This is a genomic window from uncultured Aureimonas sp. (assembly GCF_913775355.1).
In the GTDB taxonomy this organism is placed as follows: domain Bacteria; phylum Pseudomonadota; class Alphaproteobacteria; order Rhizobiales; family Rhizobiaceae; genus Aureimonas.
Genome location: NZ_CAJYIU010000060.1, coordinates 1 through 17,351, shown reverse-complemented (window position 1 = coordinate 17,351; position 17,351 = coordinate 1). Strand labels below are relative to the sequence as shown.

The window sequence follows — 17,351 nt, the reverse complement described above, 5'->3', positions numbered from 1 at the left end:
GTGTTCATCGCGGCCGAATCGTTGTGGTCGCCGGTGTAGCCGAGCTCCTTCGCCAGCTCCTGCCGGGCCGAGAGGCTGGAATCGAGGTCGAGGAGCTTCAGGAGATCGACGATCGAGTGACGCCAGTTGAGCGTCTGGCCGGCCCCCTTGGCCTTACCGTCGAGGATCGCGGCGACATCCACCGCGCCGGCCGGTGCCGAAGCGGGAAGGCCGGAGGCGCCGGGCGTCGAGGCGACCGGGCTCGACGTTCCGGCCGTTGCGGGCGACACGACCTCGGACGTGCCCGGCGCACCGCTCGCGGGCGCCGTGATTTGCGGGCTCGGCGCGGTCGCCTGACCGACCGGCGCGGCGGTGCCGGCCTGCGGCGCGGCTTCGGTAGCGGGCGTCTCGGCGTGAGCCGAGCCGAAGATCTTGGACTTGATGCGGTCGAAGAAGCTCATGGGGCGATGTCCTCGTGTCTCATGCGACCGCCGCTGGACGCGGCGGGTGTGCAGCGAAGACGCAAGGGTTGTGCGGTTGGTTCCCGGCGACGCCTCGCGTTCGCTGAATGACGAGAACCAGCGGGCACGGCGCGACTTGCCGCGCGCGTCCCGCTTCGCCATAAGCGCGCGACCGGCCGCGACGGCCGCTGAAGCCTTCGGAGCTGTCCCATGGCCGCGTTCCAGCCGCTCGTGTTCTCCGGCGTCCAGCCGACCGGAAACCTGCATCTTGGCAACTATCTCGGCGCGATCCGGCGCTGGGTCGCGCTGCAGGACGAATACCCCTGCCTGTTCTGCGTGGTCGATCTTCATGCGATCACGGTGTTCCAGGAACCGGAGGAACTCGAGCGCTCGATCCGCGAGGTGGCCGCCGCCTTCATCGCGAGCGGCATCGATCCGAAGAAGCATATCCTCTTCAACCAGAGCCGGGTCCCCGAGCACGCCGAACTCGCCTGGATCTTCAACTGCGTCGCCCGCCTCGGCTGGATGGAGCGCATGACGCAGTTCAAGGAGAAGGCCGGCAAGGACCGCGAGCGCGCCTCGCTCGGGCTCTTCGCCTATCCGAGCCTGATGGCCGCCGACATCCTCGCCTACCGCGCGACGCTGGTGCCCGTCGGCGAGGACCAGAAGCAGCATCTGGAACTGACGCGCGACATCGCCGCCAAGTTCAACCACGACTACTCCGACCGTATCGCGGCCAAGGGCCTCGGGCACCCGATCGCGATGGGCGACGAGACCGTGCAGGGCTATTTCCCGATGACCAATCCCCTGATCGAGGGGCCGGCGACGCGCGTCATGAGCTTCAAGGACGGCTCGAAGAAGATGTCGAAGTCCGACCCGTCCGACCTCAGCCGCATCAATCTGACCGACGACGCCGAGACGATCGCGCGCAAGATCCGCAAGGCGAAGACCGATCCGGACGCGCTGCCCTCCGAGACCGCGGGCCTTGCCGGGCGTCCCGAGGCCGACAACCTCGTCGGGATCTTCGCCGCGCTCGACAACCGCTCGAAGGCCGACATCCTCGGCGAATACGGCGGCCGCCCGTTCTCCGAGTTCAAGCCGGCGCTGGCCGACCTCGCGGTCGCCAAGCTCGCGCCGATCGCGACCGAGATGCGCCGCATCCTCGACGACCCGGCCGAGATCGACAGGACCCTGCGCGACGGCGCGACCCGCGCCCGCGCCATCGCCGGCCGCACGCTGGCCGACGTGAAGTCCATCGTCGGGCTGCTGAACGGGTAGGGTGGTTGCGGGGCTGCCGCCCCGGTCCCCGCTCGGGAAAGAATTCCCGAACCCTTCTTTTCGTTTGGGACCATTTCCATGATCGGGAAGGGCTACCGGCCCTTCCCCATCATGGACACGCCTCAAATGAGGAGGGGTCCAGGGGAAATCATTTCCCCTGGCGGGGTTTGGGGCGGAGCCCCATGACCACCCCCACCCGCTTGCCGCCCCGGCGCGGCGCTGTCATGGTCCGGCCATGGTCTCGAAGCGACTCGGACGCGGCGAAGGCGGCCGCCGCAAGTTCTTGGCCGTCATCGACGAGACGCCCGAATGCGGGCGCGCCGCCGCTTATGCGGCGCGACGCGCCAAGGCGTCGGGCGGTGCGGTTGTCTTCCTCTACGTGATCGACGGCGCGGACTTCCAGCAATGGCTGGGGGTCGGCGACATCATGCGCGCCGAGGCGATGGAGGAGGCCGAAACGCGCATGGCGCGCGTGACCGACGAGGTGCGCGAGGCGGTCGGCATCGAGCCCGAGACGCTGGTTCGCGAAGGCAAGACCGTGACCGAGATCCGGGGCCTGATCGAGGCCGACCGCGAGATCGCGATCCTGGTGCTGGCCGCGAGCGACGCCGCCGAAGGGCCGGGGCCGCTGGTCTCGGCGGTGGCGGGCTCGGGCTCGGCCTTCCCGGTGCCGGTCACGATCGTGCCGGCGACGCTCACCGACGAGGACATCGAGAGCCTCTGCTAGCGGTCAGGCGCCGGCGGCCGAGAGCGGCAGCGTCAGCCGCACCTCGAGCCCGCCTTCCGGTGCGCGGCCGAGCGCAAGGCGCCCGCCGTAGAGGCCGGCGATCTCGGCGGTGATCGGCAGGCCGAACCCGTGGCCGGGGCGCGTCTCGTCGAGGCGGCGGCCGGGCTGCAGGACGGCGGCGATCTCGTCCGCTGTGAGGCCCCGCCCGTCGTCGGCGATGCGCACGACGGCCTGAGCGCCCTCCTGGCCTGTCTCCAGAACGACGCGCCCGGCCGCGTGCCGGCAGGCGTTGTCGAGGAGATTGCCCAGCATCTCGTCGAGATCCTCCTGGTCGACCGCGACGAAGAGGCCGGGCGCCAGCCGGGTCTCGATCGCGACGCGCGGATCGAACTTGGCAAGCGTCGAGGCGAGGTCCTCGGCATGGCCAGCGAGATCCGTGCGCTGGCGCACGGGGCCGCCCAGCGCGGCGGAGCGGGCTCGGCGCAGGTGATGGCGCACCCGCCGGTCCATCAGGGCGGAGAGGTCGAGGAACTGGGCGCGAGCCTCGGCATCGGGAATGCGTTCGGCGGCAGCCGAGAGCGTCGCGAGCGGCGTCTTGAGGCCATGCGCGAGATTGGCGACATGAAGCCGCGACTGGCGCAGGTTGGCCGCGTCCTGCTCGATCAGCGCGTTGAGCTCGCGCTGCAGCGGTTCGAGCTCGGCGGGGTAGCGTCCCTCCACCGTCTCGCGCTCTCCCGAGCGCACGCGAACGAGCGCCGTGCGCAGCCGGTCGAGCGGCTTCAGGCCGAAGCGGACCTGCGCGAAGATGGCGGCGACGAGCAGCGCGCCGAGGCCGGCCAGCGTGGCCGCGACCTGGAGCGTGACGTCGCGCAGCGGATTGTCGATCGCCCCGCGCGGGGCGGCGACGAGGATGCGCGCCTCCCGCCCGCCCGGCAGATCGATCGTGTCCTCGCGCAGGACGATCGCCTCGCCGTTCGGGCCGCGACCGAGGTCGAGGCGGTCGGGGCCGCCGCCGATCGATGACGCGTCGTCGCCGTCGTGGACGAGATCGCGGCCCTGCAGCGAGCGCGAGCGCGCGAGCGCCCGGCCGTCCACGTCCACCTGCCAGAACCAGTCGCCGCGCGGACGGTCGAACGGGGCGCCGTCGACCTCGACGAGCGCGCGCGCGAGCTGCGGCGGCTCGGGCGCGCGCCGACCGCGGCGCGGCTCGTCGGGCGGCGGAGGGGCGAGCAGCGCGGTCTGGAGCGTCGCGATCTGCAGGTCGAGCCGCCCGGCCACCTCGCCGCGCACGAACCGCTCCAGCACGGTTCCGATCAGGACGCCGGTGACGACGATGGCGGCGAGCACGAACAGCGCCGCCGACAGGGTCAGCCGCGCCCGCAGCGACAGGTCGCGCAGCGCGCGCGGGCGGCGGGCCGGTGGAGGCGGAGGGCCGTGGGGCGGCGGCGGCGGGGGCGGCAGGCGATGCGGCGTCATCCCGCCGCCTCGCCGGCCGTGAGGCGATAGCCGAGGCCGCGCACGGTCTCGATCATCGCGTGGCCGATCTTGCGGCGAAGCCGCGCGATGATGACCTCGACGGAATTCGAATCGACCTCGGCGTCGCCCTCGTAGACGCGCTCGATGAGGTCGGCGCGCGGCACGACGATCTCCTTGCGCAGCATCAGGCAGGAGAGGACGCGCCATTCCAGCGCGGTGAGCTTCAAGGGCAGGCCGTCGCGCTCGAACGTGCCGACCTGCGCGTCGAAGGTGAGGGGGCCGCAGGCGATGCGCGCGTCGGCATGGCCGCGCGAGCGGCGCACCAGCGCGCGCAGGCGCATCACAAGCTCCTCGACCCGGAACGGCTTGACGAGATAGTCGTCGGCCCCGGCCTTGAACCCCTGCACCTTGTCGCTCCAGCCGTCGCGCGCGGTGAGGATGAGGACCGGCAGGTCGCGTTTGGCAGCGCGCCAGCCGCGCAGCACCTCGATGCCGCCGAGACCCGGCAGGCCGAGATCGAGCACCGCCGCGTCGAAGAGTTCGGTGTCGCCGAGATGCAGCCCGTCGATGCCGTTGTCGGCGTGGTCGACCGCGAAGTTCTCCGCCCGCAGCGCGCCCGCGATCTCGGCGGCCAGGCCCGCGTCGTCCTCGACCAGAAGCACGCGCATGAGAGGGGTCGTCCTTTGTTTCGATCGCCGCCCGCCTAGTCCGGGCAGCTGAACGGAACCTGAACCGCGCGGTTCAGGAGGGGTTTCAGGCCGGGGGATAGAAGGAGCGTCATCCGCAACCGACAAGGATTTGTCGATCATGAAGACGACCCTCTCGCCCAAGCGCCGCTTCGGCCTCGCCGCCCTCGCGGTTCCGCTCCTCGCCGGCTCGACGCTGGCCTTCGCCCAAGGCGCGACCACCGGCGCGACGCCGCCCGCCCCGCCCGTCCCCCGCACCGCCACCGTCAACGAGCTGCACGATATGAACGATCTTCGCCTCGAAGGGCGCGTCGCCGAGGTCTTCGGCAACCGCTTCGTCCTGGAGGATGCGACCGGCCGCACGCTGGTCGAGCTCGGACCCCGCGGCGAGCGCGGCGATCTCGTGAAGGTCGGCGACACGGTGTCGGTCGACGGGCGCTTCGCGCGCGGCCAGATCGACGCCCGCTCGATCAGCGTCGGCGGCGCCGAGCGCATCGCGCTGGAGCGCCCGCGCCCCGAGCGTGACGGCCCGCGCGGCCCCGGCGGCCCGGGGCGCGGCCCCGACCGCGACGGTCCGCGCCATGGACCCCGCGGCGAGGACGGCCCGCCGCCGCCGCGCGAGGAGCGCGCCGACCGCGGCTGGTTCGGCGGCGGTGTCGACGAGACGGCGGCGACCAAAGCGCTGACCGATGCCGGCTACACCGAGGTGACGCTCACCGACACCAAGAAGCACCACGCCGAGTTCACGGCCAAGGATGCCACGGGTAAGGTGTGGGCGGTCAAGGTCGACGAGGACAACCGCCTCGCCGAGCGCGAGCCCTACGTCGCGCCGATGGCCGAGGACGCGGCGCGCGCCGCGATCGAGAAGCTCGGCTACACCTATGGCGGCGACTTCGAGGTGAAGAAGAACCACGTCGAGGCCGATGCGAAGGACGCCGCGGGCCGCGACGTGCGCATCGAGCTCAACGCCGACGGTTCGCTGCGCAAGGAGCGCTTCGAGAGCTGATCCATCGGCAGCGGTGAAGGGACGGGGCGGCGCCGCGGCGTCGCCCTTTTCGCGTCAGTCCGCCGGCTCGCCGCGCCGCGCGGCATCGGCCAGAAGCGCCACGACGAGGTCGGTCTGCGAGACGATGCCGACGAGGCGTCCGTCCGGCCCTGTGACGGGCAGGTGGTGGATGCCGAGCGCGGACATCGCCGGGACGACGTCGGCGATCGCGTCGTCCGGCCCGATCGTCGTCACCGGCGCGGTCATGATGTCGGCGACGCTGGCGGCGGGCGCCCGGCCGCGCCGCATCGTCAGCGCCACCCGCTCGCGGGCGCCCATGCGCGGACCGCGTGCGTCCCAGGCCGCTTTGTCGAGAAGATCGGTCTGCGTGAGGATGCCGACGACGCGCGCGCTGTCGTCCGTCACCGGCAGCGCCTTGATGTGATGGCGGCGCAGGAGATCGAGCGCCTCGCGGAACGAGGCGTCGGGCGAGATCGCGACGACATCGCGCGACATGATGTCGGCCGCGCGCGTCGCCCGCGCCCGCCGTGCGAAGGAATGCAGCTCCGTGCGCCGCAGAAGCGCTTCGAGGTCGGCGCGCGAGATGTCGAGGAGCTGGTCGGCTTCTGCGAGCGCCGCGTCGAGATCGGCCGCCGAAAAGCCGATGCGCTCGTTCGGCGGCGGGTCCTGCGTCGCATGGCCCGGGACCGGGCGCGGCGCACGGTGCGGATAGGCGCGGCCGGTCAGGTTGTTGTAGGCGAGCGCTGCGAGGAGGAGGAGCGCCGAGTTCGCCGCGACCGGCCACAGGGCGAAGCCGAAGCCGAGGTCGAAGACCGCCGGGCCGCCGAGCACCGCCGTCAGCGCCACCGCGCCGCTCGGCGGATGGAGACAGCGCAGGACGAGCATCGCAAGGATCGCCGTCGCGCCCGCCATCGCTGCCGCCAGCATCGGATCGGGCACCAGCATCCGCACGCCGACCCCGATGAGCGCGGCGATCGTGTTGCCGCCGAGGATCGACCAGGGCTGCGCCAGCGGGCTCGCCGGCACCGCGAAGAGGAGCACCGTCGAAGCGCCCATCGGCGCGACGAGGATCGGCAGCGCCGAGCCCGAACCCACCGCCGCCCGGCAGACGAGGCCCGTCGCGAGCAGCCCGAGGAGCGCGCCGAGGACGACACGCAGCCGCTCCTGCCAGCTGACGGCGGGAAGGTCGGGCAGGAAGCGTCGGGCGAGCGCGATCATCGGGCGGCCAGCGGGTTCGAGGGCGGGAGAGGCCGTTCCATCGCCGAGGGAACGCCAGGATGCAAGCCTGCCTTGGCTTTCGAACGCAGCGTCTTTCCGCCGTTCGCTTGCGGCCGCAGCTTGTGGCGATTATCTGAAGGTCACGACTTTCCGCCGCTGAACCGAGGCGTGCCCATGTTCATCCAGACCGAATCCACCCCCAATCCGCAGACCCTGAAGTTCCTGCCCGGCCGGGTGGTGCTGGAGAACGGCACGGCGGAGTTCCTCGACGCGGCCGATGCCGCGGCCCGCTCCAGGCTCGCCGCCAAGCTGATGGGCATCGAGGGCGTTCGCAGCGTCTTCTTCGGCTACGACTTCGTCACCGTCACCAAGGACGAGACCGGCTGGCAGCATCTGAAGCCGGCGATCCTCGCGGGCCTGATGGAGCACTTCTTGTCGGGCGAACCGGTGATGGCACCGGGTGCTGCGGGCGGGGCTCAAGCCGACGATTCGGGCGAGGAGTTCTTCGAGCCGGGCGACGAGACCGTCGTCTCGACCATCAAGGAACTGCTCGAGACCCGGGTGCGCCCGGCGGTCGCGCAGGACGGCGGCGACATCACCTTCCGCGGCTTCCGCGACGGCGTCGTGTTCCTGAACATGCGCGGCTCGTGCGCCGGCTGCCCGTCTTCCACCGCGACCCTGAAGCACGGCATCGAGAACCTCCTGCGCCACTTCGTGCCCGAGGTCGAGGCTGTGGAGGCGATGGAAGCGGCCTGACCGGTCGAACCGTCTGATGATTGGCGGCCTGCTTCTGGCGATCGACACGGCGGGCGAGCGCTGCTCGGCGGCGGTCCTGCGTCTTGACGACGGAAGGGTCCTGTCCGCCCTCGATCCGGTGATCGGCCGCGGCCATGCCGAGGTCCTGATGGACACGGTGGCCGAGGTGCTTGAACTCGCCGGCGCGGCCTGGGGCGACATCGCCAAGCTCGGCGTCGGCATCGGTCCCGGCTCCTTCACCGGCATTCGCGTGGCGGTCGCCGCCGCGCGCGGCTTCGAGCTGTCGCTCGGTGTGCCGAGCGTCGGCGTCACCACGCTGGAGGCGCAGGCCGAACCCTTCTGGGGCGAGGCGCCGGTCCTGGCCGTCCACGACGCCAAGCGCGGCGAGGTCTACGCGGCCCTGTTCGGCCGTGGCGGCGTGGTGCTCGCCGAGCCGCAGGCGCTTGCGCCGGACGCTCTCGCCGGGCTCGTGGCGCAGGCGCCCGGCGATCTTCGCCTCGTCGGATCGGGCGCCGCGATGGCGGTGGAGCGTCTCGGGCTCGACGCGGCCCGCATCGCCAGCCATGAGGGCTCCGCGCCGATCCGGGCCCTTGCGCGTTTGGCCGCGCCCCGTCCCGTCGCCGCACCCCCGCTTCCGCTCTACCTGAGAGGAGCGGACGCCAAGGCGCAGACGCCCGCCGGACTTCGGGCCGCGGCTTCGACAGGCCCCGTTAACCCTTGAGGCCGATAGTCGTGGCTTGGCCGGCGATTCCGGTCCGGCCGCGATCCTTCCGGAGGAGGAGGGCATGTACTGGTATCTGCCATGGGCCTGGACCCTGTCCTTCTGGGACAGCATCATCACGCCGGTCGACCACGTCGCCGAGCCGATGGCCGCCGACGACGTCGAATGGGCGGCGGCGCTGCATAGCCAGGCCTTCTCGCAGCCGTGGTCCGGCGACGAATTCGCCTCGCTCCTGTCCCAGAACGGCACCTTCGGCTTCGTCGTCCGGCGCACGGGCCAGGTCCGGCCGCTCGGCGTCGTCCTCTTCCGCACCGCTGCCGACGAGGCGGAGATCCTGACGATCGTCGTCGACCGCGCCGCGCGCGGCAAGGGCTTCGGGCGGCTCCTGATGGACAACGTCCTTCAGCATCTTCACGCCGAGCGCGCCGCGAGCCTCTTCCTCGAGGTCGAGGAGACCAACACGCCGGCCCTGAAGCTCTACCGGCACCTGCGCTTCGAGGAGGTCGGTCGGCGACCGGCCTACTACGTCGGCGCCGACGGGCAGCGGCAGAACGCCCTGATCCTGAAGCGGACCCTTGGCCCTTACTGACGCCGCGAGCGCGCGCGTCGTGGAGCCGGGCTCGCGGTCGCGCGATCCCGTCGCGACGGCGCGCCTTGCCGCGATCGCGCTCGTCCTGGCGCTGACGACGCTGGTCCTGACGCCGCTGCAGCTTCTCGCCATCCGCTTCCGGTGGAGGATTGCGGGGTATCTTCCCTTTCTGTGGCAGCGCATCGCGGTGCGCGTCGCGGGCCTGCGGGTTCACCGTCGCGGCGCGCCGGCCACCGGTCGCCCGCTGCTTCTCGTCTCCAATCACCAGTCCTGGGCCGACATCATGGCGCTCGGCTCGGTGATGCCCCTGTCCTTCATCGCGAAATCCGACGTCGAGGGCTGGCCGGTCTTCGGGCTTCTGGCGCGCCTCCAGCGCACGGTCTTCGTCGAGCGAGGCGCGCGCGGGCGCACCGGCGCGCAGGCCGATTCCATCGCCGAACGGCTGGGGGCGGGCGACGCCATGGTGCTGTTTGCCGAGGGCACGACCTCGGACGGCAACACGGTCCTGCCCTTCAAGACGGCGCTCTTCGGCGCGGCGCAGGCGGCTCTGAAGGCGTCCGGCGCCGACGAGGTGCTCGTCCAGCCGGTCGCGATCGCCTATGTCGGCGCCAACGGCATGGCGCTCGGGCGCTTCGGCCGTCCGCTCGCGGCCTGGCCCGGCGAGGTCGAACTGATGCCTCATCTGTCGGCCTTCCTGCGCGAGGGCGCGATCGACGTCGAGATTTCCTTCGGCGAGCCGATCCGCGTCACGCCCGGCAGCGATCGCAAGGCGGTGGCCCGCCGCTGCGAGGCCGAGGTGCGCCGGATGCTGCTCACGAGCCTCGGCTTCCCCTCGGCGGGCGAAACCGCACGCAACCCCTGACGCGAAAACGTCGCTTGCGTCGGAGGGGCTGGGGGTCGATATAGAAGGAAGAAGGCCGGGCCGGCGGGCATTGCGCGGCGGTGCGGCGACGTCGAGGACTTCCCGATGGGTTCCAGCGTCCCGCCGCTCGGCAGGACGGGACGGAGCCCGCAAAGGACGCATGGACACAACCGACGAGAGCGCACGCGGCGAACGCAAGGTCTTCATCAAGACCTATGGCTGCCAGATGAACGTCTACGATTCGCAGCGCATGGGCGACGCGCTGGAGCGGGACGGCTACCGGCAGACCGAGGTGATCGAGGACGCCGATCTCGTGCTCCTCAACACCTGCCACATCCGCGAGAAGGCCGCCGAGAAGATCTATTCCGAACTCGGGCGCATCCGCGTGCTGAAGAGCGAGCGGGCAGCGGTCGGCCGCGAGCTTCGCGTCGGCGTGACGGGATGCGTCGCGCAGGCCGAAGGCGCCGAGATCATCGAGCGCGCCCCCGTGGTCGATCTCGTAATAGGCCCGCAGACCTACCATCGCCTGCCGGATGCGCTGAAGCGCGTCGCCCGCGGCGAGCGCGTGGTCGAGACCGACTACGCCGTCGAGGACAAGTTCGACCACCTGCCGGCGTCGGCGAGATCGGCGATCGCCCGGCGCGGCGTCACCGCGTTCCTGACCGTTCAGGAAGGCTGCGACAAGTTCTGCACCTTCTGCGTCGTGCCCTACACGCGCGGCTCCGAGGTCTCGCGGCCCTATGCCGCCGTGATGGACGAGGCACGCCGGCTGGCGGAGGCGGGCGTGCGCGAGGTGACGCTGCTCGGCCAGAACGTCAACGCCTGGGCCGGCACCGACGCATCCGGCCGCCCGATCGGGCTTGCCGGCCTCCTGCGCGAGCTTGCCGCCGTTCCGGGCCTGGCGCGCCTGCGCTACACGACCTCTCACCCGCGCGACATGGACGACGACCTGATCGCCGCCCACGGCGACCTTCGCGCGCTGATGCCCTATCTCCACCTGCCGGTACAGTCGGGCTCGGACCCGATTCTGAAGGCGATGAACCGGCGCCACAAGGCGGCGGACTATCTCGCGCTCCTCGACCGCATCCGCGCCGTGCGCCCCGACATCGCCCTGTCCGGCGACTTCATCGTCGGTTTCCCCGGCGAGACCGATGCCGACTTCGAGGCGACGCTCGATCTCGTGCGGACCGTGCGCTACGCCGCCGCCTACACGTTCAAGTATTCGCCCCGGCCCGGAACGCCCGGCGCCACGATGGACGGCCACGTGCCGGAAGACGTGAAGACCGAGCGGCTGGACCGCCTGCAGACGCTGATCCGCGAGCAGCAGGTCGCCTTTCAGGAGTCCTTCGTCGGGCGCGACACCGAGGTCCTGATCGAGAAGCCGGGACGTCATCCCGGCCAGATGATGGGCCGCTCGCCCTTCCTCCTGCCGGTCGTGGTTCCGTCCTCGGCAGGGGAGGTGGGTGATATCGTCACGGTTCGCATTTCCGAGACGCGCCCCAATTCATTGATGGCGGCCGGCGCCGAGCCGGCTGCGATGGCCGCCGGCGCCGAGTCGGTCGTTTCGGCTCCGGCAGCGTCCGAGCCCCAGTTGAGGAAGATCGCATGAAGGCAGCCCGCGGCGTGCTTCCGACCTCCGGCGCATCGGACATGGCCCACATCGTGCTGACCTTCGACGACAACCGGCTGGCGAGCGCCCTGTTCGGGCAGTTCGACGAGCATCTGGCGATGATCGAGCAGAAGCTGGGCGTCGATGCGCGCGCGCGCGGCAACAAGGTCGAGCTGCGCGGCGATCCGGTGGCCGCCGAGCAGGCCCGCCGTACGCTCGACATCCTCTACGCCCGCCTCCAGTCCGGCCACGATCTTCAGGTCTCCGACGTCGAGGGCGCGATCCGCATGGCGGTGGCGCAGGACGACCAGCTCGTGCTTCCGACGCTGGAGAAGAAGGGCCGCCTCGCGCTCGCCCAGATCTCCACCCGCAAGAAGACGATCTACGCCCGCACGCCGACGCAGGACGCCTACATGCGCGCGATGGAGCGGGCCGAACTCGTGTTCGGCGTCGGTCCCGCCGGCACCGGCAAGACCTATCTCGCCGTCGCCCACGCCGCCCAGCTCCTGGAGCGCGGCCAGGTCGAGCGCATCATCCTGTCGCGCCCCGCCGTCGAGGCCGGCGAGCGCCTCGGCTTCCTGCCGGGCGACATGAAGGACAAGGTCGACCCGTATCTGCGCCCGCTCTACGACGCGCTCTACGACATGATGCCGGCCGAGAAGGTGGAGCGCGCGCTGACCGCCGGCGCGATCGAGATCGCGCCGCTCGCCTTCATGCGCGGACGCACGCTCGCCAACGCCGCCGTCATCCTCGACGAGGCGCAGAACACGACCACCATGCAGATGAAGATGTTCCTGACGCGCCTCGGCGAGAACGCGCGCATGGTGGTGACCGGCGATCCCTCGCAGATCGACCTGCCGCCGGGCGTGAAGTCCGGCCTCGTCGAGGCGCTGCGCGTTCTGGAGGGTGTCTCCAGCATCGTGTCGGTGCGCTTCGAGGCCAAGGACGTCGTGCGCCACCGCCTCGTGCAGGCGATCGTAGAGGCCTACGAAGCCGACGCGACGCAGACGCGGGCCAAGGCGGCGCCATGAACGACGGCCGATCTTCCGCCGCGGCCCGGACCGGGCCGCGGATCCTCCTGTCGGTGGAGGACGACGCCTGGGGAGCGCTCCTGTCGCGCCCCGCCGAGGAACTGGTGCGCGAGGCCGTATTCGCCGCCGCGGCCGGGGCCGGTCTCCGCCCGGACGTCGAGACCGAGGTCTCCGTCACCCTCTCGGACGACGAGGACGTGCGCGCCCTCAACGCCGAATGGCGCGGCAAGGACAAGCCGACCAACATCCTCTCCTTCCCGATGATGCCGCTTCGGCCCGGCGACGCGCCCGGCCCGATGCTCGGCGACCTCATTCTCGCCCGCCAGACGCTGGAGCGCGAGGCGCGGGACGAAGCGAAATCCCCCGACGACCATTTCCGTCATCTCCTCGTTCACGGCGTGCTGCATCTTCTGGGCTACGACCACGAGAGCGAGCCGGAGGCTGACGAGATGGAGGCCTTTGAAATCGCGATCCTGGCCGGGCTCGGCATCGCCGACCCCTATGCCGACGCCGGTCTTTCCGCCGACGCGCTCACCTAGAAGGGACCCTTGGTGAATCACATGAGTATGCCTCCCTACGGCGACGAGACCGGCCAGGAGCCGGTCGCGTCGGAACCCCCCGCAGAGACGCGAAGTCGTCGTCCCCGGCGCGCGGCACAGGTGCCCGCCGAGCCGGGATTTCTGGATTCGCTCGTCGCGTTCCTGCGCCCGCGCGTCTCGCACTCGCTGCGCGAGGAGATCGCCGAGGCCCTGACGCGGCCCGAGACCGAGGCCTCCGGCTTCACGCCGAACGAGCGCCTCCTCCTCAACAACATCCTCCAGCTGCATGACGTGCGCGTCGAGGACGTCATGATCCCGCGCACCGAGATCGAGGGCATCGCGTCCTCCGCCACGCTCGGCGAGCTGATGGCGCGCTTCGAGGAGACGGGCCATTCCCGCATGCCGGTCTATGGCGACGGGCTCGACGATCCGCTCGGCATGGTCCACATCCGCGACGTGATCGGCCATGTCACCCGCGCTGCCCTGTGCTTCCGCCACGAGGACGGCGGGGCGGACGCGCCGGTGCGCTCGGCGCTCGATCTTGGCCGCGTCGATCTCGCCCACACGATCTCCGACCTTGGTCTCCTCCGCCAGATCCTGTTCGTGCCGCCCTCAATGCACGCCGCCGAGCTGATGCAGCGGATGCAGGCGAGCCACATCCAGATGGCGCTGGTGATCGACGAATACGGCGGCACCGACGGTCTCGTCTCGCTCGAGGACATTCTCGAGATGGTGGTCGGCGACATCGAGGACGAGCACGACGACGAGGAAGCGCTGGTGACCCATGCCGGCGACGGGGTCTTCTATGCCGACGGGCGGGCCGACCTCGACGAGGTCCGCGAGATCGTCGGCGCCGACTTCGACACCAGCGAGCACGAGGAGGACGCCGACACGATCGGCGGGCTCGTCGTCAACGCGCTCGGCCGCATGCCCGCGCCGGGCGAGGTGGTGGAAGTCGTGGAGGGCTTCGAGATCGAGGTCATGGACGCCGATCCGCGGCGCGTGAAGCGGCTGCGCATCGTGCGCTTCCCGGAAGGGGCGTCGACGGTGCTCGACAGCTGATCCGGGGGCGCCCACCCGGCAGGCTTCGCGACAGTCCCGTCCTCTACCACCGTTGGAGGGTGCGTCCGTTCGGCGCATGACGGGTTCTGCCTGAGCCGGAGCGAGTGGGGGCATCGACGTTGGACAGACTGGCCGGACGGATCATGCTTCTCCACAGCTGGCGGCGAGCGCTTCTGGCCTTCGCCGCCGGCCTTCTGGCGACGCTGGGCCTCGCGCCGGTGAGCGTTCCGGCCGTCGGCTTCCTCTCGTTTCCCATGCTCGTCTGGCTGCTCGACGGCGCCAGCGGTCGTCCGGGTGCCGGCCTCGTCGGTCGGGTCTGGCCGGCATTCCGCATCGGCTGGTGCTTCGGCTTCGGCTATTTCCTCGGAGGTCTCTGGTGGCTCGGCGCCGCCGTCCTCCAGGGCGGCACAGCCTTCCTGTGGGCGCTGCCGCTCGCCGTTCTCGGCCTGCCCATGGTGCTGGCGGTCTATCACGGCCTCGCCGCCGCCGTGGCGCGCCTTGCCTGGAGCGACGGCGTCGGGCGCCTCTTCGCGCTGGCCGCCGCGTTCGCCGGGTTCGAATGGCTGCGCGGCACGGTTCTCACCGGCTTCACCTGGAACGAACTCGGCGTCCTCGCCGCGCCCGTCCCGCTCCTTATGGGCAGCCTGTCGCTGATCGGGCTGCACGGCCTGACGATCCTTGCCGTCTTCGTGTTCTCGCTGCCGGCCCTCCTTGCTGGCGCGCCGAGAGGCCGCGCGCTCACCGCCGCCTTCGGGGTGACGATTCTGGCAGCGCATGCCGGTTATGGCGCCTTCCACCTGTCGCAGGCGCCCGTCGGCACGGTGCCGGACGTCGCGCTGCGCATCGTGCAGCCGGCGATCCTCCAAACCGAGAAGTGGGACCCGGCGGAGGCGGATGCGAACTTCGACAAGCTCCTGTCACTGACGAGCGGGGGCGAGCCGGCGGCCGAGACCACGAAGCGTCTCGTGATCTGGCCCGAATCGGCTTTCCCCTTCATCCTCACCGACCGCCCCGACGCGGTGACGCGTCTTGCCGACGCGCTCGCGCCGACCGAGACGCTGATGGCGGGCGCGACGCGGGTCGAGGGCGAAACATCCGATCCCGGCGCGCGCTTCTACAACTCGCTCTACGTCATCGATTCGAGCGGCGCGGTGCGCGATGCCGGCGACAAGCTTCATCTCGTGCCGTTCGGCGAGTATCTGCCGTTCCAGGAGGCGCTCGAAAGCCTCGGGATCACGCAGCTGACGATGCTGCCGGGCGGCTTTTCCGCCGGCTCGTCGCGCCGTGTCATGCGGGCTGGCGAGGGCGGTCCGAGCTTCCTGCCGCTGATCTGCTACGAGGCGATCTTCCCCGACGAGATCCTGGGCTCGGGCGATTCGCGCCCGGACTTTCTTCTCAACGTCACCAACGACGCCTGGTACGGCCACACGCCCGGCCCCTACCAGCACCTGAAACAGGCACAGCTGACGGCGGCCGCCTTCGGCCTTCCGCTGGTGCGCGCCGCCAACACCGGCATCTCGGTCGTCACCGACAGCGTCGGGCGGCCGGTCGCGGGCCTCTCGCTCGGGGAGGGCGGCACGGTCGATGCCGCGCTGCCCGTGGCCGGGCCGCCGACGCTCTATTCGCGCATCGGCAATCTTGCGTTCGCCGCAATTGTCAGTCTTTTCGCGCTCCTGGCGATCATGACATCCGCACGGTCGGGGCGAGCATGATGATGGCGCGATTGCTCGTCTAAGTCGTATCATCTAAATAACCGCGTATAGGTTAGGTGCTGGACGGCGGGGGCCGGTCCAGCTGGGGTCGCGGCGGCAGGCTGCGGCGCCCGAGGGGTCATCGATGGCGATCGAGAGCAAGAAACCAAATCCCGTGGACGTGCATGTGGGCGCGCGGGTGCGGTTTCGGCGCACGATGATGGGCACCAGCCAGGAAAAGCTCGGCGAGGCGCTCGGCGTCACGTTCCAGCAGGTCCAGAAATACGAGAAGGGCACCAACCGCGTCGGCGCCAGCCGCCTGCAGAAGATCGCCGAGGTGCTGCAGGTGCCGGTGTCGTTCTTCTTCGAGGGCTACAAGGGCGAGGATGCGCCGCCCGCCGGCATGCGCGAGCCCGATGCCGAATTTGTCACCGACTATCCGGTGTCGGCCGAAAGCATCCAGCTCAACCGCGCTTTCGGCAAGATCCAGGACCCGAAGGTCCGGCGCCGCATCCTCGAACTCGTCCGCTCGCTGGCCGAGGCCGAGGCCGAGATCGGCGAGGCCAAGTAGCGGCACCTCGACGCGCCGGCGCGAGAAAAGCCTTGCGCCACGGGGAACCCCTGATAAGGGACGGCGACCCCGATCGAAGTCCCAACAGCTGAGAGACCACAGGCGGATGCGCAGCGGCGAGTACTTCTTCACCTCCGAGAGTGTTTCGGAGGGGCATCCCGACAAGGTCTGCGATCGCATCTCGGACGAGGTGCTCGATCTCCTCTACCGCGAGGCCCGCAAAGCCAAGATGGACGCCTGGCAGCTTCGCGTCGCCTGCGAGACGCTGGCCACCACCAACCGGATCGTGATCGCCGGCGAGGTGCGCTCGACGCTCGATTCGCCCAAGCTCCGCTCCAAGGTGCGCTCCGCCGCCCGCCGCGCCGTGAAGGCGATCGGCTACGAGCAAGACGGCTTCCACTGGAAGACCGCCAAGATCGACGTCCTCCTCCACGAGCAGTCGGCCGACATCGCGCAAGGCGTCGACGCCGGCTCGAAGGCGACCGAGGGCGCGGGCGACCAGGGCATCATGTTCGGCTACGCCTGCCGCGAGACGGCCGAGCTGATGCCCGCCCCGATCTTCTATGCGCACAAGATTCTGGAGCGCCTGTCCGAGGCCCGCCGCTCGGGCGAGGGCGGCGCCGGGGTGCTCGGCCCCGACGCCAAGAGCCAGGTGACCGTGCGCTACCAGGACGGCAAGCCCGTCTCGATCTCCTCGATCGTCCTGTCCACGCAGCATGTCGACGAGAGCCTGACCTCGGCCGACGTGCGCCGGCTGGTCGAGCCCTTCGTGCGCGAGGCGACGAGCGGCCTGCCGATCGAGGACGACTGCGTCTGGCACGTCAATCCGACCGGCAAGTTCGTGATCGGCGGCCCGGACGGCGACGCCGGGCTCACGGGCCGCAAGATCATCGTCGACACCTATGGCGGCGCGGCCCCGCACGGCGGCGGCGCGTTTTCCGGCAAGGACCCGACCAAGGTCGATCGCTCGGCGGCCTATGCCGCACGCTATCTCGCCAAGAACGTCGTCGCGGCCAATCTCGCCGAGCGCTGCACCATCCAGCTCTCCTACGCCATCGGCGTCGCCGAGCCGGTGTCGGTCTATGTCGA

The 17,351-nt window shown here is 70.7% G+C and carries 18 protein-coding genes; 14 read left to right on the top strand and 4 right to left on the bottom strand.

Annotated elements, in window-relative coordinates; all coding sequences use genetic code 11:
• Nucleotides 1–440 (bottom strand): DUF3597 family protein (locus QZ753_RS04755; protein ID WP_294641542.1); only part of this gene is annotated, 440 nt, incomplete at its 3' end.
• A gap of 210 nt (nucleotides 441–650) precedes the next feature.
• On the opposite strand from QZ753_RS04755, the gene trpS reads away from it, so the two are divergent.
• Complete coding sequence (gene trpS / locus QZ753_RS04750; protein ID WP_294641541.1) at nucleotides 651–1,718, top strand: tryptophan--tRNA ligase; 1,068 nt, start codon at nucleotides 651–653, stop codon at nucleotides 1,716–1,718.
• A gap of 235 nt (nucleotides 1,719–1,953) precedes the next feature.
• The gene (locus tag QZ753_RS04745; RefSeq protein ID WP_294641540.1) at nucleotides 1,954–2,445 is read left to right on the top strand and encodes a universal stress protein; all 492 of its coding nucleotides are present in this window, start codon (nucleotides 1,954–1,956) and stop codon (nucleotides 2,443–2,445) included.
• Between the two features lie 3 nt (nucleotides 2,446–2,448).
• On the opposite strand, the gene QZ753_RS04740 is transcribed toward QZ753_RS04745, so the two are convergent.
• Together QZ753_RS04740 and QZ753_RS04735 are read right to left on the bottom strand one after the other, a co-directional pair.
• Nucleotides 2,449–3,921: a HAMP domain-containing sensor histidine kinase gene (locus QZ753_RS04740; RefSeq protein ID WP_294641539.1), complete on the bottom strand. Its 1,473-nt coding sequence runs from the start codon at nucleotides 3,919–3,921 to the stop codon at nucleotides 2,449–2,451.
• Nucleotides 3,918–4,589 carry a response regulator transcription factor gene (locus tag QZ753_RS04735; protein ID WP_294641538.1) on the bottom strand — a complete coding sequence of 224 codons (672 nt, stop codon included), beginning with the start codon at nucleotides 4,587–4,589 and terminating at the stop codon, nucleotides 3,918–3,920. The genes QZ753_RS04740 and QZ753_RS04735 overlap by 4 nt, the downstream gene beginning before the upstream one ends.
• Before the next feature lie 139 nt (nucleotides 4,590–4,728).
• Here QZ753_RS04735 and QZ753_RS04730 point away from each other — a divergent pair, with 139 nt between their 5' ends.
• Nucleotides 4,729–5,613 carry a hypothetical protein gene (locus QZ753_RS04730; RefSeq protein ID WP_294641537.1) on the top strand — a complete coding sequence of 295 codons (885 nt, stop codon included), beginning with the start codon at nucleotides 4,729–4,731 and terminating at the stop codon, nucleotides 5,611–5,613.
• A gap of 54 nt (nucleotides 5,614–5,667) precedes the next feature.
• Here QZ753_RS04730 and QZ753_RS04725 read toward each other — a convergent pair whose 3' ends face one another.
• Entirely contained in the window at nucleotides 5,668–6,831 is a 1,164-nt protein-coding gene (locus tag QZ753_RS04725) for an HPP family protein (RefSeq protein ID WP_294641536.1), read from the bottom strand.
• Between the two features lie 174 nt (nucleotides 6,832–7,005).
• Here QZ753_RS04725 and QZ753_RS04720 point away from each other — a divergent pair, with 174 nt between their 5' ends.
• The 11 genes from QZ753_RS04720 to metK form a co-directional block, all read left to right on the top strand.
• Nucleotides 7,006–7,587: a NifU family protein gene (locus tag QZ753_RS04720; RefSeq protein ID WP_294641535.1), complete on the top strand. Its 582-nt coding sequence runs from the start codon at nucleotides 7,006–7,008 to the stop codon at nucleotides 7,585–7,587.
• 16 nt (nucleotides 7,588–7,603) lie between these two features.
• A complete protein-coding gene (gene tsaB, locus QZ753_RS04715; RefSeq protein ID WP_294641534.1) occupies nucleotides 7,604–8,308 on the top strand; it encodes a tRNA (adenosine(37)-N6)-threonylcarbamoyltransferase complex dimerization subunit type 1 TsaB in 705 nt (234 codons plus the stop codon).
• A 64-nt stretch (nucleotides 8,309–8,372) separates the two neighbouring features.
• Nucleotides 8,373–8,897, top strand: a complete 525-nt coding sequence (locus tag QZ753_RS04710; protein WP_294641533.1) for a GNAT family N-acetyltransferase — start codon at nucleotides 8,373–8,375, stop codon at nucleotides 8,895–8,897.
• 73 nt (nucleotides 8,898–8,970) lie between these two features.
• Complete coding sequence (locus QZ753_RS04705) at nucleotides 8,971–9,759, top strand: 1-acyl-sn-glycerol-3-phosphate acyltransferase (protein WP_294641543.1); 789 nt, start codon at nucleotides 8,971–8,973, stop codon at nucleotides 9,757–9,759.
• Between the two features lie 160 nt (nucleotides 9,760–9,919).
• Nucleotides 9,920–11,368, top strand: coding sequence for a tRNA (N6-isopentenyl adenosine(37)-C2)-methylthiotransferase MiaB (miaB, locus tag QZ753_RS04700; protein ID WP_294641532.1), 1,449 nt, complete (start codon nucleotides 9,920–9,922; stop codon nucleotides 11,366–11,368).
• On the top strand, nucleotides 11,365–12,399 hold the full coding sequence (locus tag QZ753_RS04695) for a PhoH family protein (RefSeq protein ID WP_294641531.1): 1,035 nt from the start codon (nucleotides 11,365–11,367) through the stop codon (nucleotides 12,397–12,399). Before miaB ends, QZ753_RS04695 begins: the two co-directional genes overlap by 4 nt.
• On the top strand, nucleotides 12,396–12,938 hold the full coding sequence (gene ybeY / locus QZ753_RS04690) for an rRNA maturation RNase YbeY (protein ID WP_294641530.1): 543 nt from the start codon (nucleotides 12,396–12,398) through the stop codon (nucleotides 12,936–12,938). The genes QZ753_RS04695 and ybeY overlap by 4 nt, the downstream gene beginning before the upstream one ends.
• Nucleotides 12,939–12,959: 21 nt before the next feature.
• On the top strand, nucleotides 12,960–14,000 hold the full coding sequence (locus QZ753_RS04685) for a transporter associated domain-containing protein (protein WP_294641529.1): 1,041 nt from the start codon (nucleotides 12,960–12,962) through the stop codon (nucleotides 13,998–14,000).
• 143 nt (nucleotides 14,001–14,143) lie between these two features.
• A complete protein-coding gene (lnt, locus tag QZ753_RS04680) occupies nucleotides 14,144–15,712 on the top strand; it encodes an apolipoprotein N-acyltransferase (RefSeq protein WP_294641528.1) in 1,569 nt (522 codons plus the stop codon).
• A gap of 124 nt (nucleotides 15,713–15,836) precedes the next feature.
• A complete protein-coding gene (locus QZ753_RS04675) occupies nucleotides 15,837–16,262 on the top strand; it encodes a helix-turn-helix domain-containing protein (protein ID WP_294641527.1) in 426 nt (141 codons plus the stop codon).
• Between the two features lie 106 nt (nucleotides 16,263–16,368).
• Nucleotides 16,369–17,351: methionine adenosyltransferase (gene metK, locus QZ753_RS04670; RefSeq protein ID WP_294641526.1), on the top strand; the 983-nt coding region annotated here is incomplete at its 3' end.